General features: G+C 50.6%; 22 protein-coding genes. All 22 read left to right on the plus strand.

Annotated features, from left to right (window positions below):
• Positions 1-25 precede the first annotated feature (25 nt).
• The 22 genes from DSZ37_RS08635 (at position 26) to DSZ37_RS08740 (ending at position 20967) form a co-directional block, all read left to right on the plus strand.
• Positions 26-433 carry a YlbF family regulator gene (locus DSZ37_RS08635; protein ID WP_028519577.1) on the plus strand — a complete coding sequence of 136 codons (408 nt, stop codon included), beginning with the start codon at positions 26-28 and terminating at the stop codon, positions 431-433.
• Between the two features lie 97 nt (positions 434-530).
• Positions 531-3149: a DNA mismatch repair protein MutS gene (mutS, locus tag DSZ37_RS08640; RefSeq protein ID WP_109726504.1), complete on the plus strand. Its 2619-nt coding sequence runs from the start codon at positions 531-533 to the stop codon at positions 3147-3149.
• Between the two features lie 39 nt (positions 3150-3188).
• Positions 3189-3413, plus strand: a complete 225-nt coding sequence (locus DSZ37_RS08645) for a PF20097 family protein (RefSeq protein ID WP_024861647.1) — start codon at positions 3189-3191, stop codon at positions 3411-3413.
• Between the two features lie 73 nt (positions 3414-3486).
• Positions 3487-4107 carry a hypothetical protein gene (locus DSZ37_RS08650; RefSeq protein ID WP_109726505.1) on the plus strand — a complete coding sequence of 207 codons (621 nt, stop codon included), beginning with the start codon at positions 3487-3489 and terminating at the stop codon, positions 4105-4107.
• A gap of 29 nt (positions 4108-4136) precedes the next feature.
• Positions 4137-6164 (plus strand): DNA mismatch repair endonuclease MutL, encoded by a 2028-nt coding sequence (gene mutL, locus DSZ37_RS08655; RefSeq protein ID WP_109726506.1) that lies wholly within the window; start codon positions 4137-4139, stop codon positions 6162-6164.
• A gap of 10 nt (positions 6165-6174) precedes the next feature.
• Positions 6175-6834, plus strand: a complete 660-nt coding sequence (locus DSZ37_RS08660) for a hypothetical protein (protein WP_109726507.1) — start codon at positions 6175-6177, stop codon at positions 6832-6834.
• 8 nt (positions 6835-6842) lie between these two features.
• Positions 6843-7538 (plus strand): hypothetical protein, encoded by a 696-nt coding sequence (locus tag DSZ37_RS08665; protein WP_109726508.1) that lies wholly within the window; start codon positions 6843-6845, stop codon positions 7536-7538.
• Entirely contained in the window at positions 7522-8475 is a 954-nt protein-coding gene (miaA, locus tag DSZ37_RS08670; RefSeq protein WP_109726509.1) for a tRNA (adenosine(37)-N6)-dimethylallyltransferase MiaA, read from the plus strand. Before DSZ37_RS08665 ends, miaA begins: the two co-directional genes overlap by 17 nt.
• 94 nt (positions 8476-8569) lie before the next feature.
• Complete coding sequence (gene hfq / locus DSZ37_RS08675; protein WP_019679069.1) at positions 8570-8809, plus strand: RNA chaperone Hfq; 240 nt, start codon at positions 8570-8572, stop codon at positions 8807-8809.
• Positions 8810-8820: 11 nt separating this feature from the next.
• The gene (locus DSZ37_RS08680; RefSeq protein ID WP_109726510.1) at positions 8821-10083 is read left to right on the plus strand and encodes an HlyD family efflux transporter periplasmic adaptor subunit; all 1263 of its coding nucleotides are present in this window, start codon (positions 8821-8823) and stop codon (positions 10081-10083) included.
• Positions 10070-10765: a YggS family pyridoxal phosphate-dependent enzyme gene (locus DSZ37_RS08685; protein WP_109726511.1), complete on the plus strand. Its 696-nt coding sequence runs from the start codon at positions 10070-10072 to the stop codon at positions 10763-10765. The genes DSZ37_RS08680 and DSZ37_RS08685 overlap by 14 nt, the downstream gene beginning before the upstream one ends.
• Before the next feature lie 94 nt (positions 10766-10859).
• Positions 10860-11327, plus strand: coding sequence for a cell division protein SepF (locus DSZ37_RS08690; RefSeq protein WP_109726512.1), 468 nt, complete (start codon positions 10860-10862; stop codon positions 11325-11327).
• Entirely contained in the window at positions 11327-12085 is a 759-nt protein-coding gene (locus tag DSZ37_RS08695) for an RNA-binding protein (RefSeq protein WP_109726513.1), read from the plus strand. The genes DSZ37_RS08690 and DSZ37_RS08695 overlap by 1 nt, the downstream gene beginning before the upstream one ends.
• Positions 12086-12096: 11 nt before the next feature.
• On the plus strand, positions 12097-12654 hold the full coding sequence (locus tag DSZ37_RS08700) for a DivIVA domain-containing protein (protein ID WP_109726514.1): 558 nt from the start codon (positions 12097-12099) through the stop codon (positions 12652-12654).
• 62 nt (positions 12655-12716) lie between these two features.
• Positions 12717-15494, plus strand: coding sequence for an isoleucine--tRNA ligase (gene ileS / locus DSZ37_RS08705; RefSeq protein WP_109726515.1), 2778 nt, complete (start codon positions 12717-12719; stop codon positions 15492-15494).
• 66 nt (positions 15495-15560) lie between these two features.
• Positions 15561-16070, plus strand: coding sequence for a signal peptidase II (gene lspA / locus DSZ37_RS08710; RefSeq protein WP_109726516.1), 510 nt, complete (start codon positions 15561-15563; stop codon positions 16068-16070).
• The gene (locus tag DSZ37_RS08715; RefSeq protein ID WP_109726517.1) at positions 16063-16977 is read left to right on the plus strand and encodes an RluA family pseudouridine synthase; all 915 of its coding nucleotides are present in this window, start codon (positions 16063-16065) and stop codon (positions 16975-16977) included. The genes lspA and DSZ37_RS08715 overlap by 8 nt, the downstream gene beginning before the upstream one ends.
• Before the next feature lie 10 nt (positions 16978-16987).
• Positions 16988-17809, plus strand: coding sequence for a Cof-type HAD-IIB family hydrolase (locus DSZ37_RS08720; protein WP_109726518.1), 822 nt, complete (start codon positions 16988-16990; stop codon positions 17807-17809).
• Between the two features lie 4 nt (positions 17810-17813).
• Entirely contained in the window at positions 17814-18137 is a 324-nt protein-coding gene (locus DSZ37_RS08725; RefSeq protein ID WP_109726519.1) for a hypothetical protein, read from the plus strand.
• Between the two features lie 128 nt (positions 18138-18265).
• Positions 18266-19018, plus strand: coding sequence for a hypothetical protein (locus DSZ37_RS08730; RefSeq protein ID WP_109726520.1), 753 nt, complete (start codon positions 18266-18268; stop codon positions 19016-19018).
• 160 nt (positions 19019-19178) lie between these two features.
• On the plus strand, positions 19179-20018 hold the full coding sequence (locus DSZ37_RS08735; protein ID WP_109726521.1) for a transketolase: 840 nt from the start codon (positions 19179-19181) through the stop codon (positions 20016-20018).
• A 4-nt stretch (positions 20019-20022) separates the two neighbouring features.
• A complete protein-coding gene (locus DSZ37_RS08740; protein ID WP_109726522.1) occupies positions 20023-20967 on the plus strand; it encodes a transketolase family protein in 945 nt (314 codons plus the stop codon).
• The last annotated feature ends 309 nt before the right edge of the window (positions 20968-21276 follow it).

The raw sequence follows: 21276 nt of genomic DNA on the forward strand, positions 1-21276 counted from the left end.
ATCAATTTTAAGGAGAAAAAAAGAAATGGATATTATGGAAATGACAAGAGAGCTGGGAAAGGCTCTCCAGCAGGATGACAGATACACAGCTTATATGCTGGCAAAGCAGGCTAACGACAATGATGCAGAGCTTCAGGAGGACATCGCTCACTTTGAGGACCTCCGCATAAATCTTGGTACTGCCATGAGCTCAGAGGAGCCCGACTCCGACGAGATAAAGGCTCTTGATTCAGAGCTGAAGGCTGTCTACAAGAAGGTAATGAGCAACCCCAGAATGATGGTGTTCTCAGGCGCTCAGCAGGCTCTTGAGAAGCTGGTCACAAATATGCAGCAGATAATCCAGCTCTGCGCAAACGGTGAGGACCCCGATACCTGCCAGATACCAGAGGCAGGCTGCTCGGGAAGCTGCGCTTCATGTGCAGGCTGCCACTGATAAAAAAGCCGCGGGCAGGTCTGCGGAGGCGAATTAAATACCGCCGCAGCTGCCCCGAAATAATAATTCTATAAACCTGTGTAAAGGAGCAAAACCAATGGAAATCGACAGAAGTAAAATATCCCCCATGATGCAGCAGTACTTCGAGGTCAAGGACAAGTATCAGGACTGCGTGCTGTTCTTCCGTCTCGGCGACTTCTACGAGATGTTCTTTGACGACGCTGTTGTGGTGTCAAAGGCTCTGGAGCTTACCCTGACGGGCAGGGACTGCGGTCTGGAGGAGAGGGCTCCAATGTGCGGAGTCCCCTATCATGCGGCGGATATGTACATAAAGAGGCTCATCGACATGGGCTTCAAGGTGGCTGTCTGCGAGCAGCTCACCGACCCTGCCGAGACCAAGGGTATTGTAGTCCGCGACGTTATCCGCGTAGTTACTCCCGGTACCCTTACCGAGAGCAGTATGCTTGATGACGGCAGCAACAACTACATTTGCAGCATATACTACGATGAGGAGGAAAAGACCTGCGGCGTGGCTTCTGCGGACCTTTCCACAGGTGAAGCGGCACTGAGCTTCTTCGAGGGCAAGGACCTTGAGGCAGGCGTCATCAACGAGCTCTCCCGCTGTCAGCCTGCGGAGATAATCTTTCCACAGAACTTCCTGTCGCTGAAAAGTGCTGCGGAGTTCGTGAAGGTAAGGCTCAGCTGCGCTGTTACTCTCCGCGATACCATATGCTTCACTCCTTCCGCAAGAAGGGACATGACCGCAGCCGTATTCGGCGTAAAGTCCGTGACAGAGCTGGGGATAAGCGAGGACGGAGCGGACTGTGCGGCGGTATGCGGACTTTTCGACTATATCAATGATACACAGAAGTCCTCGGTATCGAGATTTACGGAGCTGAAGCTCCTCAGCGGCGACGCTTTCATGGGGCTTGACCTCAATGCAAGGCGCAATCTGGAGCTCACCGAGACCCTGCGAAGCAAGGAGAAAAAGGGCTCGCTGCTGTGGGTGCTGGACTCCACAAAGACCTCAATGGGCAGGAGACTGCTGAAAAACTGGATAGAGCAGCCCCTTAAAAGCCCTGCAAGGATAATCGAGAGACTTGACGCGGTGGAGTCCCTCTACCGCAAGAGCGTGGTGCTGGCAGACCTTACTGACCTGCTGGACAGAGTGTACGACCTTGAGCGCCTTATGACCAAGGTCATGTACAAGAGCGCAAACCCACGCGACCTGAAGTCACTTTCCGCTACAGCACAGCAGCTTCCGCTGATAAAGCAGGAGCTGGAAAAGCTCAGCGACTCAAAGCTGCTGGCAAAGTACAACAGTGAGATCTCCACCCTTGACGAGCTTGTTAATCTTGTGGAAAATGCCATCATGGACGAGCCGCCTATCTCCGTAAAGGACGGCGGTGTCATCAAGGAGGGCTTCAACAAGGAGCTTGACGAGCTCCGCCACATAATGAACAACGGCAGGAGCATCATCGACGAGATAGAGCAGCGCGAGAAGGAAGCCACAGGCATAAAGAATCTGAAAATAGGCTTCAACCGCGTGTTCGGCTACTATCTGGAGGTGACACGTTCCTACTATGACCTTATCCCCGAGGGCTGGATACGCAAGCAGACCCTCGCCAACGCCGAGCGCTTCATCACCGAGGAGCTGAAAAACGCGGAAAACGCCATTCTTGGTGCCAAGGACAAGGCTCTCTCGCTGGAGGCGGATATTTTTGCGGAGGTACGGGACTTCCTCGCCACCAAGCTGGAAGCTGTCCAGCGCACAGCCTCGGCAGTTGCCTCGGTGGACGTTCTCTGTTCCTTTGCAGACGTCGCCCTGCGTAATCAGTACGTCAAGCCCGATATCGCCATTGACGGCGCTATCGACATAAAGGCAGGCAGACACCCCGTCGTGGAGCTCATGCTCACCGATGAGATGTTTGTGCCAAACGACCTTTACATAGACAACAAGGCTGACCGTATGTCCATCATCACGGGACCCAATATGTCGGGTAAATCCACATATATGCGTCAGGCAGCTCTCATTGTCCTCATGGCGCAGATAGGCAGCTTCGTGCCTGCGGATTCTGCCAAGATATCCGTGGTGGACAAGATATTCACCCGTGTGGGGGCCTCGGACGACCTTACCGCAGGTCAGTCCACATTCATGGTGGAGATGAGCGAAGTCTCGGATATACTGAAAAACGCCACCAAGGACAGTCTTGTTATCCTTGACGAGGTGGGCAGAGGAACCTCCACCTTTGACGGCGTAAGCATTGCCCGTGCAGTTGCGGAGTACATCTGCAACTCCAAGAAACTGGGCTGCAAGACACTTTTCGCCACCCACTACCACGAGCTCATAGGTCTGGAGAACGAGCTGGAGGGCGTGAAGAACTACAGCATCGCCGTAAACAAGCACGGCGGCACAATACGCTTCCTGAGAAAGATAGTCCGCGGCGGAGTTGACGAGAGCTACGGCGTTGACGTTGCAAAGCTGGCAGGACTGCCCTCAAAGGTAGTCGCAAGGGCAAAGGAGCTCCTTGAGGAGATGGAAAAGGCTCACGAGAGCGAGCGCCCTGCGGCGGTCCGCGAGGAGTCGGGACAGATAAGCTTCGGCAGTCTGGGCAGGGAAGCGGCTCTGGAAATGCTGGAAAAGACCAATATCGACGAGCTCACCGACGGCGAGTGCCGCGAGCTCCTCAGAGATATGCTGAAGGCTATACAGTAGGGGACGGATACTATCCGCCCGTAAGAAAGAGGGAACGGCATGGAGTGCAGATATTGTGGAAACAAGATGCAAAAAGGCAGGATAAGGTCTAAGGCGAGCCTGCTTAATCCAATTGCTGCGTCAGACCTTGTATGGACTGACGAAAAGGATATTGGAAAAATGAAACGTAATGAAGCTAAGCTTTCAGAGGAAAATGAAGCATGGTACTGTGAGACCTGCAAGCTTGTTTTTTCAGAGCTGCCTGTAAAGCCGCCTGTTTTTTAATTTCTTTGTTATAAAGAAAATGTAATTATGCATTATGCATTATGAATTATGAATTAAATCTGAGGTGACAATTATGCCTGCATACTTTTCAATGACAATGGAATTCAGCCGCGCAGAGCTGGATTTTGACAATATGAAGGAGCTTACCGCTTATATCAAGCACGCAGGGCTTGAATTCAAAGGCGGACTTAAAGGCTACGAAAACGAGTCCATGGAGGACATTATGGACTGGAACCAGAAAAAGCTGGAGGAGGACTTCGAGCTGGGCTATGACGAGGACGCTTCCAACGATTACAAGCAGATGCGCTTTGAATATGACGGATTTTCCGAGGTACGCGGCTTCATCATGAATGAGGAGCCCATCCGCGGAGAATATATCTTTACTCTGCTGATACCTCAGGAGGAGGTTCACGTTGAGGGAGATACCTACAAAAAGGAAGCAGTCGAGAAGCTGAAAGCAATAGCTGCCAAGCTGTGGATACTCCCCAAGGCCCGCACAATGCAGACCGAGCTGGAGCTGGGCGAGGGTATCACCACCGAAATGGATATCAGGGACGGTGCTGCTCCAAGTGCCTGTCCATTCGCCATCGTATCGGAAAAGCAGTTCGGACGCATGGACACAGCCGATTACACCGCCGAGCATATCGAATACGGCGGAGTCATTCTCACCCCCAAAAGGGTAAAGCTGGTCTGAGCTGCTGCAATTCGGAAAGGAAGTAAACAATGCCCCCTATCAACGTCCTTAGCAAGGAAATATCAGAGCTTATCGCCGCAGGCGAGGTCATCGAGCGTCCCTCGTCGGTAATAAAGGAGCTTGTGGAGAACTCCATAGACTCGGGTGCAAGGCATATCACTGTGGAGATAAAAAACGGCGGAACTACCTATATGCGCGTCACCGATGACGGCTGCGGAATGTCCTTCGGGGACGTCCCAAAGGCGTTTCTTCGTCATGCCACCAGCAAGATAAGAGAAAAAGAGGACCTTGACAATATCATCACTCTGGGTTTCCGAGGTGAAGCCCTTGCCTCCGTTGCGGCAGTCGCCCGTGTGGAGATAATGACCAAGCAGCGGGAGGAGATGTACGGAACTCTCTACACCATCGAGGGAAGCGTGGAGAAGTCCCACGAGGAGAGCGGCTGTCCCGACGGTACTACGGTAATTATCCGCGACCTTTTCTATAACGTGCCTGCAAGGCGCAAGTTCATGAAAAAGGACGTCACCGAGGCAAATGCAGTCAGCAATATCCTCCAGAAGATAACCATGTCCCACCCCGATATAGCCTTCCGCTTTATCCGCGACAACCGCACGGAATTCAACTCCAGCGGCGACGGAGAGCTGTTTTCGGCTGTATATGCGGTCTACGGCAGAGACTTTGCCCGTGACCTCATTCCCGTGGACTATGAGTACGAGGGCGTAAAGGTTGGCGGATACGTCATAAAGCCCCTTTACTCCAAGAACAACCGCGCCTTCCAGAACTTCTTCGTAAACGGCAGATACGTCCGTTCACGTCTCTGCTCCGCAGCTCTGGAAAACGCCTACACCAACATGATAATGACGGGAAAATTCCCTGCCTGCGTTCTGCTTGTGGATCTGGCTCCCAGCGCTATGGACGTTAATATCCACCCCACAAAGGCTGAGGTGCGCTTCACCAACGAGAAGTCCGTCTCCGACGCCATCTACTTCGCGGTGAAGAACGCCATGATGAAGGACGGTCTCATTTACGAGTTCGAGCTGAAGCCTCATGCTGACTGGACAAAAGCCGCTCCCGAGCAGGAGGAGATGAAGCAGCAGGAGTTCATGTTCACTCCCGTTGACAAGATAGAGGAGACAGAGCAGAAAATGGCGGAGACTTCCGCTCCAGTTTATACGGCTCCAAAGGCGGAGCATAATGCGGCTGAGGAGCAGCCCTACACGGCGGATATAACTGCCAGCCCTGCCTACGACAGACCCGAGCCTGTGCAGTACACCGCTCCCGTCTATGAGAAGCCTGCGGAGACTGCTGCTCCCGTGAGCGTTACAGCTCCCGAGCCCGTAAGGGAGCCCGAGAGAGTACCCGAGCCTGTGGAACCGCCCAAGCCCGTGGAGGGATTCAGCTACATCACACAGCAGGCGTTCACCGCAGCTCCCGTACAGCAGACTGTTGAGGAGAAGGCTCCCGAGGAGTCTGTGTGGAAAGAAAAGCCGAAGATACGCGTCATTGGCGAGGCTTTCGGACTTTACGTCATCGCGGAGCTGGGCGACGATACCATGATAATGATAGACAAGCACGCCGCTCATGAGCGCATAATCTTTGAGCGCCTGAAAAGCCGCAACTGCCGCCAGTACAGCCAGCAGCTCCTTACGGGGGTCAAAGTTCTGCTCACAGGGGACGAGTTCAGCGCCCTCGAAACAAATCAGGAGCTCCTTGCGGACTTGGGATTTACCTTTGATTTCTCCGAGAAGCCATGCGTTGTGGCAACGGCTGTGCCCACTTTCATCATGGAGCTGGACATGGAGGACATAATCTCAGAGATAGCAAATAACCTGCGCCTTTACAGTCATGACCCGCAGTCCCATATTCTGGACGATATGCTCCACACAGTTGCCTGCAAATCGGCAATAAAGGGCAACGACAAGAACAGCCTTGAGGAGCTGCAATCACTGGCGGAGCAGGTCTACTTCGACGAGCGCATACGACACTGTCCCCACGGCAGACCCGTGATGTTTACCATGACAAAGAGCAATATTTCACACCAATTCAAAAGAACATAAGGAGAACAATATGAAAAAAGCAGTAAAAGTTATTATCCCGTTATTGCTGGCGATCGGTCTGGGAATATTCAGCGTCTGGAACTACATCGACGGATATGCTGTCGATTCATCTCATCTTAAAATAAAGTTCGGCGAGGTTCCTGCGGGAACTGAGTTTGCGGATATACTTGTTAAGGAAGACTGGCACAGGTACCCTGATGGAGCTGTCAATGTATCTTTTGCGCCTACACTGGAACTTGATGAAAACTGCGAACTCGCAAAGTATAACGAGGACGGCTATGCAAGTATGATCCTGAGGACGGGACTGGCTTTACTGGAAGATCATGAGATGTCTCCCGAGGTCTCGGACAAGCACAGCTGTCTCGGAATGATGAGCGGAGATGATGACATATTTGATCATATTCACCATATAAAGGTTGCTTACTGCGATAAAGACGGCAATATCCTCGGTATCACCGATGAGGCTGAGGTGAAAAGTGCCCTGTTCGGCAGACCTGAGTACACCATAAAGGCGGACGGCAGCAAGGTGGAACTTGATACGCACATAAAGCTGCCCTTCTTCTGGGGAGTTGTGCTGCCTGCAATACTGGGAGGTATCCTCTTTATAGCAGCCATCATCATCGCAGTTAAAAAGAGCAAAAATGCAAAGACGTCAAAGAGTGAAGAGTAAAATATACTATGAAACGGGTAATCAAAGCACTAATTGCGGTATATTGTATGGCTTTTATGTGCATTTTCGGCGGTATCGATGCCTTTGCACGGAAACATGAACCCGATCGTCTGAGGGTGGAGTTCGGAGAGGTACCTGATGGAACAGTGTTTGCGGACATACTCGTAAAGGACAGATTGCACGATAAATATGCCATTGACTTCAATGAGGAAAACGGCGCACTTCTTGGAGTCGGCAAGGACTGCGGACTTGCGAAATATGACAAAAATGGCTACACAAGTCTGCTTCTTAGACATAGCTGTGCTGAATTTCAGGGCGCAGCTCTATCACCTGACGATCGATGGAAATATGTATCATACCAATTTAAAATAAGCAGCAAGAATCTTTTCAGGAACTATCGCAGTATAAAAATCGCTTACTGCGATAATGACGGCAATGTTGTCGGAGTCACGGAGAAAGCACTGACAAAGACATTCTTTTTTACGGTATCCGGATACGACATCTATGCTGACGGCAGCAGCCTTGAATTCAGGCTTTTAGAAGCGCCGCTGACATTGATCGTTGTTTCGATAACGCTGGGGATCATGCTGATCATAATTCTGATCGTGACACTGCTTGTTGCAGGCAGAATGAGAAAACGGCGGAATGAGAAAATTATAAACCACATACGATCTGGAGAAGTCGATAATGAACGAAAAAAATAAAAAGCCCTTTGTGCTGGCGGTGGTCGGACCTACGGCATCGGGCAAGACATGGCTGGGCGTTGAGCTGGCGAAGATATACGGCGGAGAGGTCATCTCCGCCGATTCCATGCAGATATACAAGGGCATGGACATAGCCTCCGCAAAGCCCACAGAAGCCGAAAAACAGGGTATCCCCCACCACCTCATGGACTTCCTTGACAGGGGAGAGAGCTTCAGTGCAGCCGATTATGTGAAGCTGGCAAATGAGAAGATAGTGGATATACTCTCACGGGGGAAGCTGCCAATTATCGTGGGCGGAACGGGTCTCTATGTGGACTCTCTGCTGGAGAATGTTCAGTTCTCCGAGGGCGGCAGCGATGAGGCTTACCGCGCGGAGCTCTGCGCCTTTGCAAAGGAGCAGGGCAACGAAGCTCTCCACGCCCGTCTTGCGGAGCTTGACCCCGAAGCAGCCGAGGGCATCCACCCGAATAATCTGGTGAGAGTGGTCCGCGCTATGGAGGTCTGTCATGTTACGGGACGGAAATTCAGCGAGCTGAAAAAAGAGAGCAGGACAGTGGAAAGTCCCTATGAGTCCCTTATTATCGGACTGGGCTACACCGACAGGCAGACCCTCTATGACCGCATAAATCTGCGCGTGGACGAGATGGTAAAGGCAGGTCTTGTGGAGGAAGCACGCGCCCTCTGGCAGGAGAGCGGCATGAAGACCGCCGCCAACGCCATTGGCTATAAGGAGCTTATCCCGTACTTCGAGGGAGAGACCGACCTTGCGGACTGCATTGCCACTATCAAGCAGGAAACGCGGAGATACGCCAAGCGTCAGCTCACATGGTTCAGGCGGAATGACCGTATTGAGTGGATAATGCTTGACGGATTTGATAAAAAGAATGAAATATTAGAAAAATGCAAAAAAACTATAGCCAAATACAAGGAAATGTGATATAATGTACTGTGTGTATTTCTATGCGGTACATTTGGAAAAACATTTTACCCACAGATTTCGCAACGCAAACAAATAAAAAAGGAGAATGTGTATGAACAAAACAATCAATCTGCAGGACGTGTTCCTCAATCAGTGCAGAAAAGACAAGATCATGGTGACTATCATCCTCACCAACGGCTTCCAGTTCAAGGGAATGGTAAGAGGCTTCGACAGCTACGTTGCCATCTTTGACTGCGACGGAAAGCAGCAGCTCGTTTACAAGCACGCTATCTCAACGATCATTCCTGCAAGAGCAGTATCTATCCTCGACGCTTCCGAGAAAAACGATTAAGGGTGATCTGAATGCGCTTTACCAAGTCGGAAGGCAGCTTCCTTGTAAAGACACTGCGAAATGTGGTGCTGGTGCTGCTTCTGATAGTTTTTGTCAGCATAGTCTATAATTTCCGCAACAAGGAAAGTGATACGGTCACTGCCCTGACAGCATCTGCGGTCTCCTCAAAGGAGTACAAGGGCTTGTTCATCAGGGACGAGGAGATCGTCCTTTACAGCGGAAACGGCGTCCTCAGCTACAATGTCGCAGACGGCGGCAAGGTGGGAAGCGATACCATTATCGCGGAAGCCTATCCCGATGACGAACAGCTGAGCATCAAGCGCGAAAAGGCTAAGCTGGAAAAAGAACTTAATATCCTGAAAAAGATACAGAATCCCGGTACACTTGAATCCGCTCAGCCTGCAAGCTTGTCGGAGAATATCGATACAAGCTACCGAAGCCTTATCTATTACAGGGATATGGGCGATTACGATGAGCTGGAAACTGTCAAGGACGACCTCCTTGTACAGCTCAGTACATACCAGATCATTACCAATGAGGTACAGGATTTCAGCCAGAAGATCTCGGATATCCAGTCCGAGATAACCAAGCTTGACGCAAGGTCTGTCGTATCAAAAGAGCAGATCCAGGCTCCGCGCTCGGCGTATTTCGCCAGCTACTGCGACGGCTATGAGGACAAGCTGACCACCGCGTCCCTCGATAAGATAACTTCATCTGATATCGAGGAGGCTGAGGACAGAAAGTCCACAGCGCCCAATGTTGTGGGCAAGCTCATCGACGGCTACGGCTGGTACCTTGCCATCGTTGCGGACAACTCCCGAAAGGAGTACGCTGTCGGCGAATATGTGAAGCTCAGGTTCGACTCCGCTGCGGAGTCCTATCCTGCACAGATAACCGATATCCGCGATGAAAAGGCTGATAAGAGCGTCATCATCATCTTCTGTGACAAGTTCAATTACGATCTTGTCCAGCACAGAACAGAGAGAGTTGAGCTCATAAAGGGTGAGCATACGGGACTGAAGGTGCCCCGTGAGGCTATACGCTTCAAGGACGTCACCGAGACAGTTACCGACGAACAGGGCAATGAACAGACGAAGACCTCCACCTGCAAGGGCGTCTACATACGCGAGGGCGAGCAGGTCCTATTCAAAAAGATCAAGGTCATATATGAGGGAAGCGATTATGTGCTTTCGGAAAGCACCAACGATCCCGACTATCTTGCACTGTATGACGATATCATGATCGAGGAGGTCGATAAAGATGACGAACAGTAACGATCTCGCTTATATCGACGAGAATCTGCGCATAATAAGAGAGAGATGTGCCGAGGCTAAGGAAAAATACCGCAGTCCCGACGACAATATCCGCATTATGGCTGTCACAAAGACAGTGGCTCCAGAAGCCGTCAACCACGCAGTAAAGCTTGGGCTGGACCTTCTGGGCGAGAACAGGGTGCAGGAATACCTCTCAAAAGCCGATGCATATGACAAGTCGGCTGAGGTGCAGTTCATCGGTCATCTTCAGACAAACAAGGTAAAATACATTATAAATAGCGTAAGCATGATACAGTCCGTGGACAGCCTCAGGCTGGGACAGGAGATCAGCCGCCTCGCCGTTAAGAACGGCAGGGTCATGGATATCCTCTGCGAAGTAAATATAGGGGGAGAGGACTCCAAGAGCGGCATCGCTCCTGCGGAACTGAAACAGCTTATAGAGGAACTCAGAGAGCTTGAGGGCATAAGGATAAGAGGTCTCATGACGATCCCGCCCCCTTCCGACAGTGATTTATTCCTCGGAAGGATGAAGGAGCTCTATGACAGTGTATCCTCGGAATATGAGGGAATGGATACCCTCTCCATGGGCATGACCCACGATTACGCCGAAGCAATAAGATACGGCTCAACACTGGTGCGCATAGGCACAGGGCTCTTCGGCGCAAGAGACTATTCCAAATAACTTCCAGCGGAACGCTGAACATCAACACGGGATGCTCCGCATTGATCCTGTGAAGAGATATAAAATATAAATAATGCGGAGAAGGAGTATTAAGATGAAACTTTTTGAGAACATTAAGGAATTTTTCTTTGCTGCAGAGGACGACGATTTTGACGCTGATGTTCCGGTACGTCACGAGCGTGAGCGCAGCTTCTCGCCTGCCGATCAGGACGATGCTCCCGTTAACGAGGGTGCAAGTGCAGGCACAGGCAGAAGGAACAAGGTCGTTAATATCCAGACTACAGCTCAGCTTCAGGTAGTTCTGGTAAAGCCCTCAGCTTTCACAGATGCAAAGCAGATCGCTGATCATCTTATCGCCAAGAAGACAGTAGTTCTCAACCTTGAGACAGCTTCTCCCGAAAACAAGAGAAGGATCATCGACTTCCTCGTAGGCGTTGCTTATGCAAACGGCGGAAGCCTCAAGCCCGTTGCAAACCTGACATATATCATTACTCCTTATAATGTCGGATTTATCGGCGAAGACCTCGTCGGCGAGCTGGAGAACAACGGCGTATTCATCTGATGGACGACAGGTCGGATAAGCTCTTTGCCGCAAGGCTCGAGGATATGACAGCCCTCTGTGAAAGGGACGGAGCGGCTCAGTTCTCCTCATTCCTCGACGAGAGACAGTGCTCCGTCGCCGAGGCTTGGTGCAGGAGAAATGCAGGAGCCCTCGGGTATATGCTCTACGGCGGATATGAGGACGCAAGAAGGCGCATCCTCGCTGTATATCCCGATTACTTCGCCGAATATATCACAGAGGCTTTTCCCATGAAATGCCTTACCTTTACCTACCGCACCGAGGATAAGCTGACCCATCGGGACTTTCTCGGCTCCTTTATGGCTCAGCAGCTCAAACGCGAGGTCATCGGCGATATCGTCGTGGGTGATGGCATTGCTCAGGCTTTCGTGACCGATGTTGCCGCAAAGCTCATCGGCAGCTCTGTCACAAAAATAGGACGAGTGGGCGTGAAGCTTACCGACAATGAGCCGTTCAGGCTTGAAAATGCTCAGAAGTTTCAGGAAATAAGCGGAACGGTCGCTTCTCTGCGCCTTGACTGCGCGGTGGGGCTCGCAGCTCATCTGAGCCGCGAAAAGGCGGCTGTACTTATCCGCTCCGATAAGGTGGATGTGAATCATTTTACAGTTTCCTCAGTCTCCCATGAACTGAAGGAGGGGGATATTCTCTCCGTCCGAGGCTGCGGAAGGTTTGTACTTTCCCGTATAGACGGCTCGACGAAAAAAGGCCGCATACACATTAATCTGAGAAAATATATTTAGAGGTGAATGAAATGATAACTTCAAAGGACGTTAGAAATAAGAGATTTGAAAAGGCAGCTTTTGGTTATAAGCAGGAGGAGATCGACGAGTTCCTCTCACAGCTGGAGGCTGAGCTTGACGAAATGGAGCGCGAGCGCGCTGAGGCAAACAGCAAGATTCAGGTGCTTGCTGACAAGGTAAGAGAATACATGAGAGACGAGGATGCTCTCAAGGACGCTCTCCTCGGTGCCCAGAAGCAGGGACATCAGGTGCTCAACGACGCTAACGAGAAGGCTGAGCAGATCATCGCAGAGGCTCAGGCTAAGGCAGATGCCCTCGAGGACGAGGCTGTTCGTCAGCACGCTGAGGCTATGGAGAAGAACCGCGAGGAGATCGCTAAGGAGAAGGAAGCCCTCATCGAGGCTCAGCAGCAGGTAGCAGACTTCAAGAAGAGCCTGTTCGATATGTACAAGAGCCACCTCGAGCTCATTTCCTCTATGCCTGAGACATTTGAAGAAGCAACAGGCGCTGACGAGCCCCAGACAGCTGAGGAGATCGCTGCAGCAGTTGCTGCCGAAACAGAGGAATAATCAATAATCAATAAGATCGAAAGGAGGATCCCTCAGAGCTTTTGAATGAGGGATCAGATAGTATGGCACAGGATTATAACAGTACTCTTAATTTACCGCAGACAGAATTCCCCATGCGAGGAAACCTGCCCAAGAGAGAACCCGATACTCTCAAAAAATGGGAGGATGAACGCCTCTATTACAAGATGGTAGAGAAGAACAAGGGCAAGCCCTCCTATGTGCTCCACGACGGACCTCCCTATGCAAACGGCGAGATACATCTTGGTCACGCTCTCAACAAGTCCCTCAAGGACTTCATCGTGAAGTATAAGAACATGAACGGATTCTGTGCTCCCTACGTTCCCGGCTGGGATACTCACGGACTTCCCATCGAGCTGAAGGCTATGAAAGCCATCGGCGTTGAGAACGGCGCTATCCCTGCGGTAGACCTGAGAAAGCACTGCCGCGAATACGCTATGGAACAGGTAGCAAACCAGATGAAGGGCTTCAAGAGACTGGGCTCGCTGGGCGACTATGACTACCCCTATCTCACACTCCGTCCCGAGTATGAGGCTAAGCAGGTAGAGGTATTCGGTTCTATGGTAAAGAAGGGCTATATGTACAAGGGTCTGAAGCCCGTTTACTGGTGCCCCGACTGTAATACAGCTCTCGCAGAGGCTGAGATCGAGTACTCAAACGACCCCTGCTATTCTATCTATGTCAAGTTCAATGTCACCGACGACAAGGGCATCTTCACAGGCCTCGGACTTGACCTTTCCAAGATCTATTTCGTTATATGGACAACTACCACATGGACTATCCCCGGCAACCTTGCTATCTGTCTGGGACCCGAGTACAACTACACTCTCGTTCATGTCGGCGATGAATACTACGTTATGGCTGAGGAGCTCGTAAAGACCACTATGGAAACTGCGGGCATCACCGAGTATACAACAGACCATATCTTCACAGGTGCAGAGCTTGAGGGCATGAAGACCAAGCACCCCCTCTATGACCGTCTCTCACCCATCATCGTAGGCGACCACGTTACTCTTGAAAGCGGTACGGGCTGCGTACATACAGCTCCCGGCTACGGTGTCGAGGACTTTGAGGTATGCAAGAACTACGATGACATCGGCATCATCGTATGCGTTGACGCAAAGGGCAGGCAGACCGCCGAGGCAGGCGAGTTCGAGGGCATGGACACAGATCAGGCTAACAAGGCTATCGCTGCAAAGCTGACAGAGCTGGGCGCTATGCTGGCAACTCAGAAGATCGTCCACCAGTATCCTCACTGCTGGAGATGTAACAGTCCTATCATATACAGAGCTACAGAGCAGTGGTTCTGCTCCGTAAACGGCTTCAAGGACGAGGCTATCAAGGCTATCGAGTCTGTCAAGTGGATCCCTGAGTGGGGCGAGGACAGAATAAAGGGCATGGTTCGCGACAGAAGCGACTGGTGTATCTCCCGTCAGAGAACATGGGGCGTTCCGATCCCCGTTGTTTACTGTAAGGACTGCGGCAAGCCCATCTGCAACGACGAAACTATCTCCGCTATCTCGGAGCTCTTCCGCAAGGAGGGCAGCGATGCATGGTGGACCAAGGATACAAGCGAATTCATCCCCGCAAGCGTAAAGTGCGAGTGCGGCTGCGGCGAATTCACCAAGGAATACGACATCATGGACGTCTGGTTCGACAGTGGTGTTTCTCACACATCTGTAATGGAGGGAGAGGACTTCCCGAGCCTTTCATGGCCTGCCGATCTCTATCTTGAGGGCGCAGATCAGTACAGAGGCTGGTTCCAGTCATCGCTCCTCACATCCGTTGTATACAAGGGACAGTCGCCCTACAAGGCAGTCTGCACCCATGGCTGGGTAGTTGACGGCGAGGGCAAGGCAATGCACAAGTCTCTCGGCAACGGTATCGACCCCAGCGAGATCATCGATCAGTTCGGTGCGGATATACTCCGCCTGTGGGCAGCTTCTTCTGACTATCACAGCGATATCCGTATCTCAAAGCCCATTATCAGCCAGCTTTCAGACGCTTACAAGAAGATCAGAAATACTGCTCGTTTCATTCTGGGCAACCTTGGCAACGGTGCAGGCTTCGATCCCGATAAGGACAGCGTTTCCGACGATCAGCTCACAGAGCTTGACAAGTGGGCGCTCATGAAGCTGGATAACCTCATCGACGCAGTTAAGAAGGGCTATGACGATTTCGATTTCCATATCGCATTTCACGCTCTCCATAACTTCTGCGTAATCGATATGTCCAACTTCTATCTTGACATCATCAAGGACAGACTTTACTGCGAGAAGGAGACTTCTGTTCTCCGCCGCGCAGCTCAGACGGCAATGTACCGCATAATCAGTGCGATAACAAGACTTGCCGCACCTATCATTTCATTCACAGCCGAGGAGATATGGCAGTTCATGCCCCACTCCGCAGGCGACGACAAGCAGAGCGTATTCCTCAACCAGATGCCCGAGAAGAGCGGTATAGAGTTCAGTGCCGACTTCAAGGACAAGTGGGAATTTATCTATAACACCCGTCTTGGTGCAAACAAGGCTCTCGAGGAGGCTCGTAACGCCAAGACCATCGGTAAGTCTCTTGAGGCTAAGATCATCATAAAGAGCAGCGATGCGGACTATGACAGATACGCTTCACTGGCTGACCAGCTCAAGGATATCCTGATCGTTTCGGGAGTTGAGGTGGAGAAGGCAGGCGTCGAGACCACATTCGAGGTTGCAAAGGCAGAGGGCGAAAAGTGCGAGCGCTGCTGGTGTTACAGCAAGTACGTCGGCACCAACCACGATCACCCCACTCTCTGTGAGAGATGCGCAATAGCTGTAGAAGCTTAAAACGTAATTATATTGCCTGTCGGCTGTTCGGGTCGGCAGGCAGTCTTATTGAAAGGATAAAACCATATGGCAATATTTCTTGCGGTACTGGTCATCGCTCTTGTGGGAGCAGACCAGCTTGTGAAATACTGGGCGGTCCATGATCTGAAGCCCGTCGGCTCCATGGACTTTATCCATTTCGGGAGCCATAAGATAGTGGATCTTACCTATCTCGAGAACGACGGCGCCATATTCGGAAGTATGTCGGGACAGAGATGGTTCCTCATCGGCTTCACCACCCTTGTGGTCATAGGCTGCGCGATACTGCTGATCAAGGTATTTCGCCGCTCGAAGCTGCTGGACGTTGCTCTTGCACTGTTCATTGCAGGAGGTATAGGCAATCTCATCGACCGTTTCCGCTATGCGTATGTGGTGGATATGTTCGAGATAAAGCTTTTCCACTTTGCCATATTCAACGTCGCTGACATCTGTGTTACCGTGGCATTCGTGCTGCTTTTGTGGTATGCGGTGTTCATCGACCCGAAGATCGAAAAGAAGAAGAAAGCCGCTGCGGAAAAGGCGGAGACAAATGAGTGAACAGGCAGTTCTCACGGCTGCTCCCGAGGATAAGGGAAGCCGTATAGACAAGTACATTTCGGACAATATTGCGGAGCTTACACGCTCGGCAGTACAGGGACTCATCGAAAAGGGACTGGTCCTTGCAGGCGGCAAAGCCATAAGCAAGAACTACAAGCTCAGGGGCGGCGAGGAGGTCATCGTCACCATTCCCGAGCCCGAGCCCATGGACGCCGTTCCCGAGGATATCCCTCTGGATATCGTCTATGAGGACGACGACCTCCTTGTGGTCAACAAGCCCAAGGGCATGGTGGTACACCCTGCTCACGGCAACTACACGGGGACTCTCGTAAACGCTCTCCTGCACCACTGCGGAGACAGCCTTTCGGGAATAAACGGCGTTATCCGCCCCGGAATAGTCCATCGCATCGACAAGAACACCAGCGGTCTCCTTATAGTCGCCAAGAACGACGCTTCCCACCTTAAACTGGCGGAGCAGATAAAGGTACACAGCTTCACGAGAGAGTACGAGGCTGTTGCCTGCGGATACTTCAAGGACACCGAGGGTACCGTTGACGCGCCTATCGGACGGCATAAGACCGACCGCAAGAAGATGTGCGTGACCACGGAGAATTCCCGTAATGCGGTCACTCATTACAGCGTCATAAAGCAGTACGGCGGCTACGCCCATGTGAGACTGAGACTGGAAACAGGAAGGACTCACCAGATAAGGGTACACCTGAGCTATATCGGACATCCCGTTCTCGGGGACGACGTCTATGGAAAGCCCTACAAGGGTCTGGAGGGACAGTGCCTTCACGCCCGTAAAATAGGCTTTATCCACCCCACAACAGGGGAGTACATGGAGTTTGAGAGCGACCTGCCCGATTACTTCGTTTCGGTGCTGAACAAGCTTGAGAAAATGTAGGAGTGATACTTTGTTTGAAGATATATCGAGAGTTGTGCTGCTCAGCGACATGGACGGCACTCTCCTCAACAGCCGCAAGGAGATAACCGACGCCGACCGCTCTGCCATAGAGCGTTTTACGGCGCTGGGAGGGCGCTTCACTGTGGCTACGGGACGGACTATACAGTCCTTTGACCAGTTCCGCAGTATTCTCGGGCTGAAATATCCCATAATCATGTACAACGGAGCGGCTATCCACGATTATATCAGCGGAGAGACCCTCTATACCCACCCCCTCACCCTCCGCGCCAAGGAGTACACGGCGGAGCTTCTGGAGCTCATGCCTCAGGCAGGAGGAGAGGTGCTGAAGACCGAGGGCACCTATGTTTTCAGGAATACGGATTATCAGCAGCTCCACACAAGGCTGTGTGGTATTGTTCCCAATTATGCGGAGCTTGCCGACATCAGCGACGGCGGCTGGCTGAAGGTGCTTTTTTCACTTGCTCCCGAGGATGTGGAGCATATGCAGCTTCTTACAAGGAAGCTGGCTTATGAGGACGTTGATTTTGTAAAGTCCTCGGATATTTTTCTTGAAATGCTCCCTCAGGGCGTGAGCAAGGGCTCCGCTCTGGCGGAATACCGCAGACTGAAAGGCATGGAGGGGTGTACCTTCGTGTCCGTCGGCGACTTCGACAACGATATAGAGATGATAGTCGAAGCCGATGTGGGAGCCTGCCCCGCCAACGCGGAGGATTCCGTAAAGGCAAAGGCAGACCTTGTGCTCTCACGCACCAATGACGAGGGCGCAGTCGCGGAGCTCATAGACTATATAATCGAAAGGTGCAAACAGTAGAACAATGAAAAAGAAGGCGGCAATAAGCATATATGTCATCGGAGTACTCATAGCTCTGGGACTTCTTGCGCTGCTCGTATACAGCAGCGTAAGCGGCATAAGCTCGGGAAGCACGGCAAACTTTACCCTCAGCGACATCGCAACGCTGGGACTGGCTGTCTGGGCTCTCCCCATGTGGGGGGCAGCGCTTTTCCTCATAAAGGCGCTGAGAATAAGAGGAACTCTCCACGAAAAGCAGAACAAGATGCTCATATCATTCCCTGCCATAGTTTGTACGGGGTTCTTCATATTCTATATGATAGTGCTGGTGATGATGTTATTCAGATAGTGAGCAAGAAAAGTCTTGCAATGCGACTTTTTTTGCGCTATAATTATTAAGTGGATAGTGATTAGTTATTAGTGCATAGAGCCAAGCCTTGATTGTCAAGTCATATTGAGAAACAATGGGGTGATTATGTGATAAGCGAAGAAAAACTTAGAGAAGTATTCAGTTCAAATAATGTAATACCTATCCGTTATTTGAACAATGAAAACTGCCGCAGACCATTTGTTTTAGACATAAGCTTGGACGAGTTCGTCGAGTTTATAAAAATCAAAAATGTAGGAATTGTCTTTTATAAATACTTCTTTTATGATTTTGAAAAGTATCTTATTACGGAAGAAACTATTGATTCAATAGATATTGAATTGGATGATGAATTGAAGGCACGGATTGAAAAGTACAATGATGGCATAAGATCTTATGATTTCGATAGACCATGTAGATTAACGTGCCTTATAGAGTGCGAAAACTCTTGCTATTCAATTAACATTGAAGAAAAATGGATAGAAGAACAAGAAAGAATTAATGAACCTGAAATCGCGTTGATATCAATGGTTAATTCTTATGGTACTGACGACACGGACGAAATCTATAATCGGTATTTAAACGAGCAGACAGAGAAGTTGAATGTATTGTTAGCCGAATCAAAAAGGAAATTGGTCGAGTTTTTGTTGTCAGATAGTAAGTTCAAAATGTGCACTAATCAATCACTGCGAAATTCTTATGCACTAACTCTTGAAGAAAGCAACCCAGATTTAGTGGCTGCATTTTATAACAAAAATGGTCGTTATGAAGTTCACAGAGCTTATAGTGCGTTTGAAATAGTGTATAAATGCATGAAATCTGGAATGACAGATGTTGATGAGATAGCAAATTATATTGGTTAATACGGGTAATTGCTGATAATTATTCGTCAAGTTGCTCGTTTAATAAAAAAGTGGTTAGTAGTTATCTGTTAGCGCATAGCTAAGCACTAACAACTAAAAACTAACAACTGACACAAACTGATCGCGGCAGAAGCCGTTAAATAAAATCATGGAGGTCAATATGGACGCAAAGCTTAAAAAGGAATTGCAGAAAACAGCCTGCAAGGTTAGAATGGGCGTTATCGAGGGAACCTATAACGCTAAGTCGGGTCATCCCGGCGGTTCGCTGTCTATAAGCGATACCCTGACATACCTTTACTTCAACAAGATGAACAACGATCCCAAGAACCCCGACGCTCCCGACAGAGACCGTTTTGTGCTCTCAAAGGGTCATACAGCTCCCGCACTTTACTCGGTACTTGCTCAGAAGGGCTATTTCCCCGAGGAGGAGCTGAAGTCGCTCCGCCATATCGGCGCTCTACTTCAGGGTCACCCCTGTATCCATATCCCCGGTGTTGATATGTCCAGCGGATCTCTCGGACAGGGCATCTCCGCAGCCTGCGGCATGGCTCTTGCAGGAAAGATCGACGGCAAGTCATATAAGGTCTATACTATTCTCGGCGACGGCGAGATCGAGGAGGGTCAGGTCTGGGAGGCTGCGATGTTCGCAGCTCATAAGAAGCTGACTAATCTTGTTGCTATCGTTGACAACAATGGTCTCCAGATCGACGGACCTATCACTGAGGTATGCTCACCCGAGCCTATCACAGATAAGTTCGCTGCATTCGGCTGGCACGTTATAACTATGGACGCTCACGACTTCGACGATATCGACAGAGCCTTCACAGAGGCTGAGTCTGTTAAGGACAAGCCCGTTGCTATCATTCAGAAGTCCGTTAAGGGCAAGGGCGTTTCATTCATGGAAAATCAGGTAGGCTGGCACGGTACAGCTCCCAACAAGGAGCAGTACGAGCAGGCTATGTCAGAGCTTAATGCGCAGTTAAAGGAATTGGAGGACTAATATAATGGCAGATGTTATCAAAAAGGCTACCAGAGAAAGCTACGGCGAGGCTCTCAAGGAGCTTGCCGAGGAATACAAGGACCTGATAGTTCTCGATGCAGACCTTGCTGCTGCAACCAAGACAGGCATTTTCAAGAAGGCTTATCCCGACCGCTTCTTTGACTGCGGTATCGCTGAGGCTAACATGATGGGCGTAGCCGCAGGACTTGCTACCTGCGGAAAGATACCCTTCGCAAGCACATTCGCTATGTTCGCAGCAGGCAGAGCCTTTGAAATAGTAAGAAACTCCATCGGCTATCCCCACCTCAACGTAAAGATCGGCGCTACACACGCAGGTATCTCTGTTGGTGAGGACGGCGCTACACATCAGTGCAACGAGGATATCGCTCTCATGAGAACTATTCCCGGCATGACTATCATCAACCCCTGCGACGATGTAGAGGCTAAGGCTGCCGTAAAGGCTGCACTGGACTTCAACGGTCCCGTTTATATGCGTTTCGGCAGACTTGCTGTGCCCGTTATCAATGGCGCTGCAAGCTACAAGTTCGAGCTTGGCAAGGGTGTTGTTATGAAGGACGGCAAGGACGTTACCATCGTTGCAACAGGTCTTATGGTAAACGAGGCTGTAGAGGCTGCAAAGACTCTCGAGGCTGAGGGCATTTCCGCAAGAGTGGTAAATATCCACACTATCAAGCCCCTTGACAAGGAGCTCATCTGCAAGTGCGCCAAGGAGACAGGTCTCATCGTAACAGCTGAGGAGCACAGCATTATCGGCGGTCTCGGCTCAGCAGTTGCTGAGACAGTTACAGAGTGCTGTCCTGTTCCCGTTGTAAAGATAGGCGTAAACGACGAGTTCGGCCATTCGGGTCCCGCAGTAGACCTGCTCAAGGAGTTCGGTCTCTCTGCTGAGAACATCGTAAAGACAGTAAAGGCTGCTCTCAAGAAGTAGTCCTTGAGAATACGAGCAATTCGGGCTCATACAGATACCGATATAAAAGTTTTGCCCCTGAGTGCTTTATAGCACCCGGGGGCATTATGTTTTTTTACTGCTGAACTAAATCGGAATTTAACACCTTCGGTGTTAAATTCCGAAGCCCTTAGCCTTTAGCTTTTAGCCATTAGGAAGCGGCTTCGCCGCTTTATTATCGGGCGGCGGAACGCCGCCCCTACATCAGGCTAACGGCTAATGGCTAAGGGCTAAGGGCTCAAATCATAATTTTGCTCCGCAAAATTATGATTTACGTCTTGTACAAAAATA

Source organism: Ruminococcus flavefaciens, from assembly GCF_900116855.1.
Classification (GTDB): Bacteria; Bacillota; Clostridia; order Oscillospirales; family Ruminococcaceae; genus Ruminococcus; species Ruminococcus flavefaciens_R.

Bases quoted from the DNA above. Each gene is read 5' to 3' on its own strand.
- DSZ37_RS08635 (WP_028519577.1), top strand. From the start codon at position 26: ATGGATATTATGGAAATGACAAGAGAGCTGGGAAAGGCTCTCCAGCAG.
- mutS (WP_109726504.1), top strand. From the start codon at position 531: ATGGAAATCGACAGAAGTAAAATATCCCCCATGATGCAGCAGTACTTC.
- DSZ37_RS08645 (WP_024861647.1), top strand. From the start codon at position 3,189: ATGGAGTGCAGATATTGTGGAAACAAGATGCAAAAAGGCAGGATAAGG.
- DSZ37_RS08650 (WP_109726505.1), top strand. From the start codon at position 3,487: ATGCCTGCATACTTTTCAATGACAATGGAATTCAGCCGCGCAGAGCTG.
- mutL (WP_109726506.1), top strand. From the start codon at position 4,137: ATGCCCCCTATCAACGTCCTTAGCAAGGAAATATCAGAGCTTATCGCC.
- DSZ37_RS08660 (WP_109726507.1), top strand. From the start codon at position 6,175: ATGAAAAAAGCAGTAAAAGTTATTATCCCGTTATTGCTGGCGATCGGT.
- DSZ37_RS08665 (WP_109726508.1), top strand. From the start codon at position 6,843: ATGAAACGGGTAATCAAAGCACTAATTGCGGTATATTGTATGGCTTTT.
- miaA (WP_109726509.1), top strand. From the start codon at position 7,522: ATGAACGAAAAAAATAAAAAGCCCTTTGTGCTGGCGGTGGTCGGACCT.
- hfq (WP_019679069.1), top strand. From the start codon at position 8,570: ATGAACAAAACAATCAATCTGCAGGACGTGTTCCTCAATCAGTGCAGA.
- DSZ37_RS08680 (WP_109726510.1), top strand. From the start codon at position 8,821: ATGCGCTTTACCAAGTCGGAAGGCAGCTTCCTTGTAAAGACACTGCGA.
- DSZ37_RS08685 (WP_109726511.1), top strand. From the start codon at position 10,070: ATGACGAACAGTAACGATCTCGCTTATATCGACGAGAATCTGCGCATA.
- DSZ37_RS08690 (WP_109726512.1), top strand. From the start codon at position 10,860: ATGAAACTTTTTGAGAACATTAAGGAATTTTTCTTTGCTGCAGAGGAC.
- DSZ37_RS08695 (WP_109726513.1), top strand. From the start codon at position 11,327: ATGGACGACAGGTCGGATAAGCTCTTTGCCGCAAGGCTCGAGGATATG.
- DSZ37_RS08700 (WP_109726514.1), top strand. From the start codon at position 12,097: ATGATAACTTCAAAGGACGTTAGAAATAAGAGATTTGAAAAGGCAGCT.
- ileS (WP_109726515.1), top strand. From the start codon at position 12,717: ATGGCACAGGATTATAACAGTACTCTTAATTTACCGCAGACAGAATTC.
- lspA (WP_109726516.1), top strand. From the start codon at position 15,561: ATGGCAATATTTCTTGCGGTACTGGTCATCGCTCTTGTGGGAGCAGAC.
- DSZ37_RS08715 (WP_109726517.1), top strand. From the start codon at position 16,063: ATGAGTGAACAGGCAGTTCTCACGGCTGCTCCCGAGGATAAGGGAAGC.
- DSZ37_RS08725 (WP_109726519.1), top strand. From the start codon at position 17,814: ATGAAAAAGAAGGCGGCAATAAGCATATATGTCATCGGAGTACTCATA.
- DSZ37_RS08735 (WP_109726521.1), top strand. From the start codon at position 19,179: ATGGACGCAAAGCTTAAAAAGGAATTGCAGAAAACAGCCTGCAAGGTT.
- DSZ37_RS08740 (WP_109726522.1), top strand. From the start codon at position 20,023: ATGGCAGATGTTATCAAAAAGGCTACCAGAGAAAGCTACGGCGAGGCT.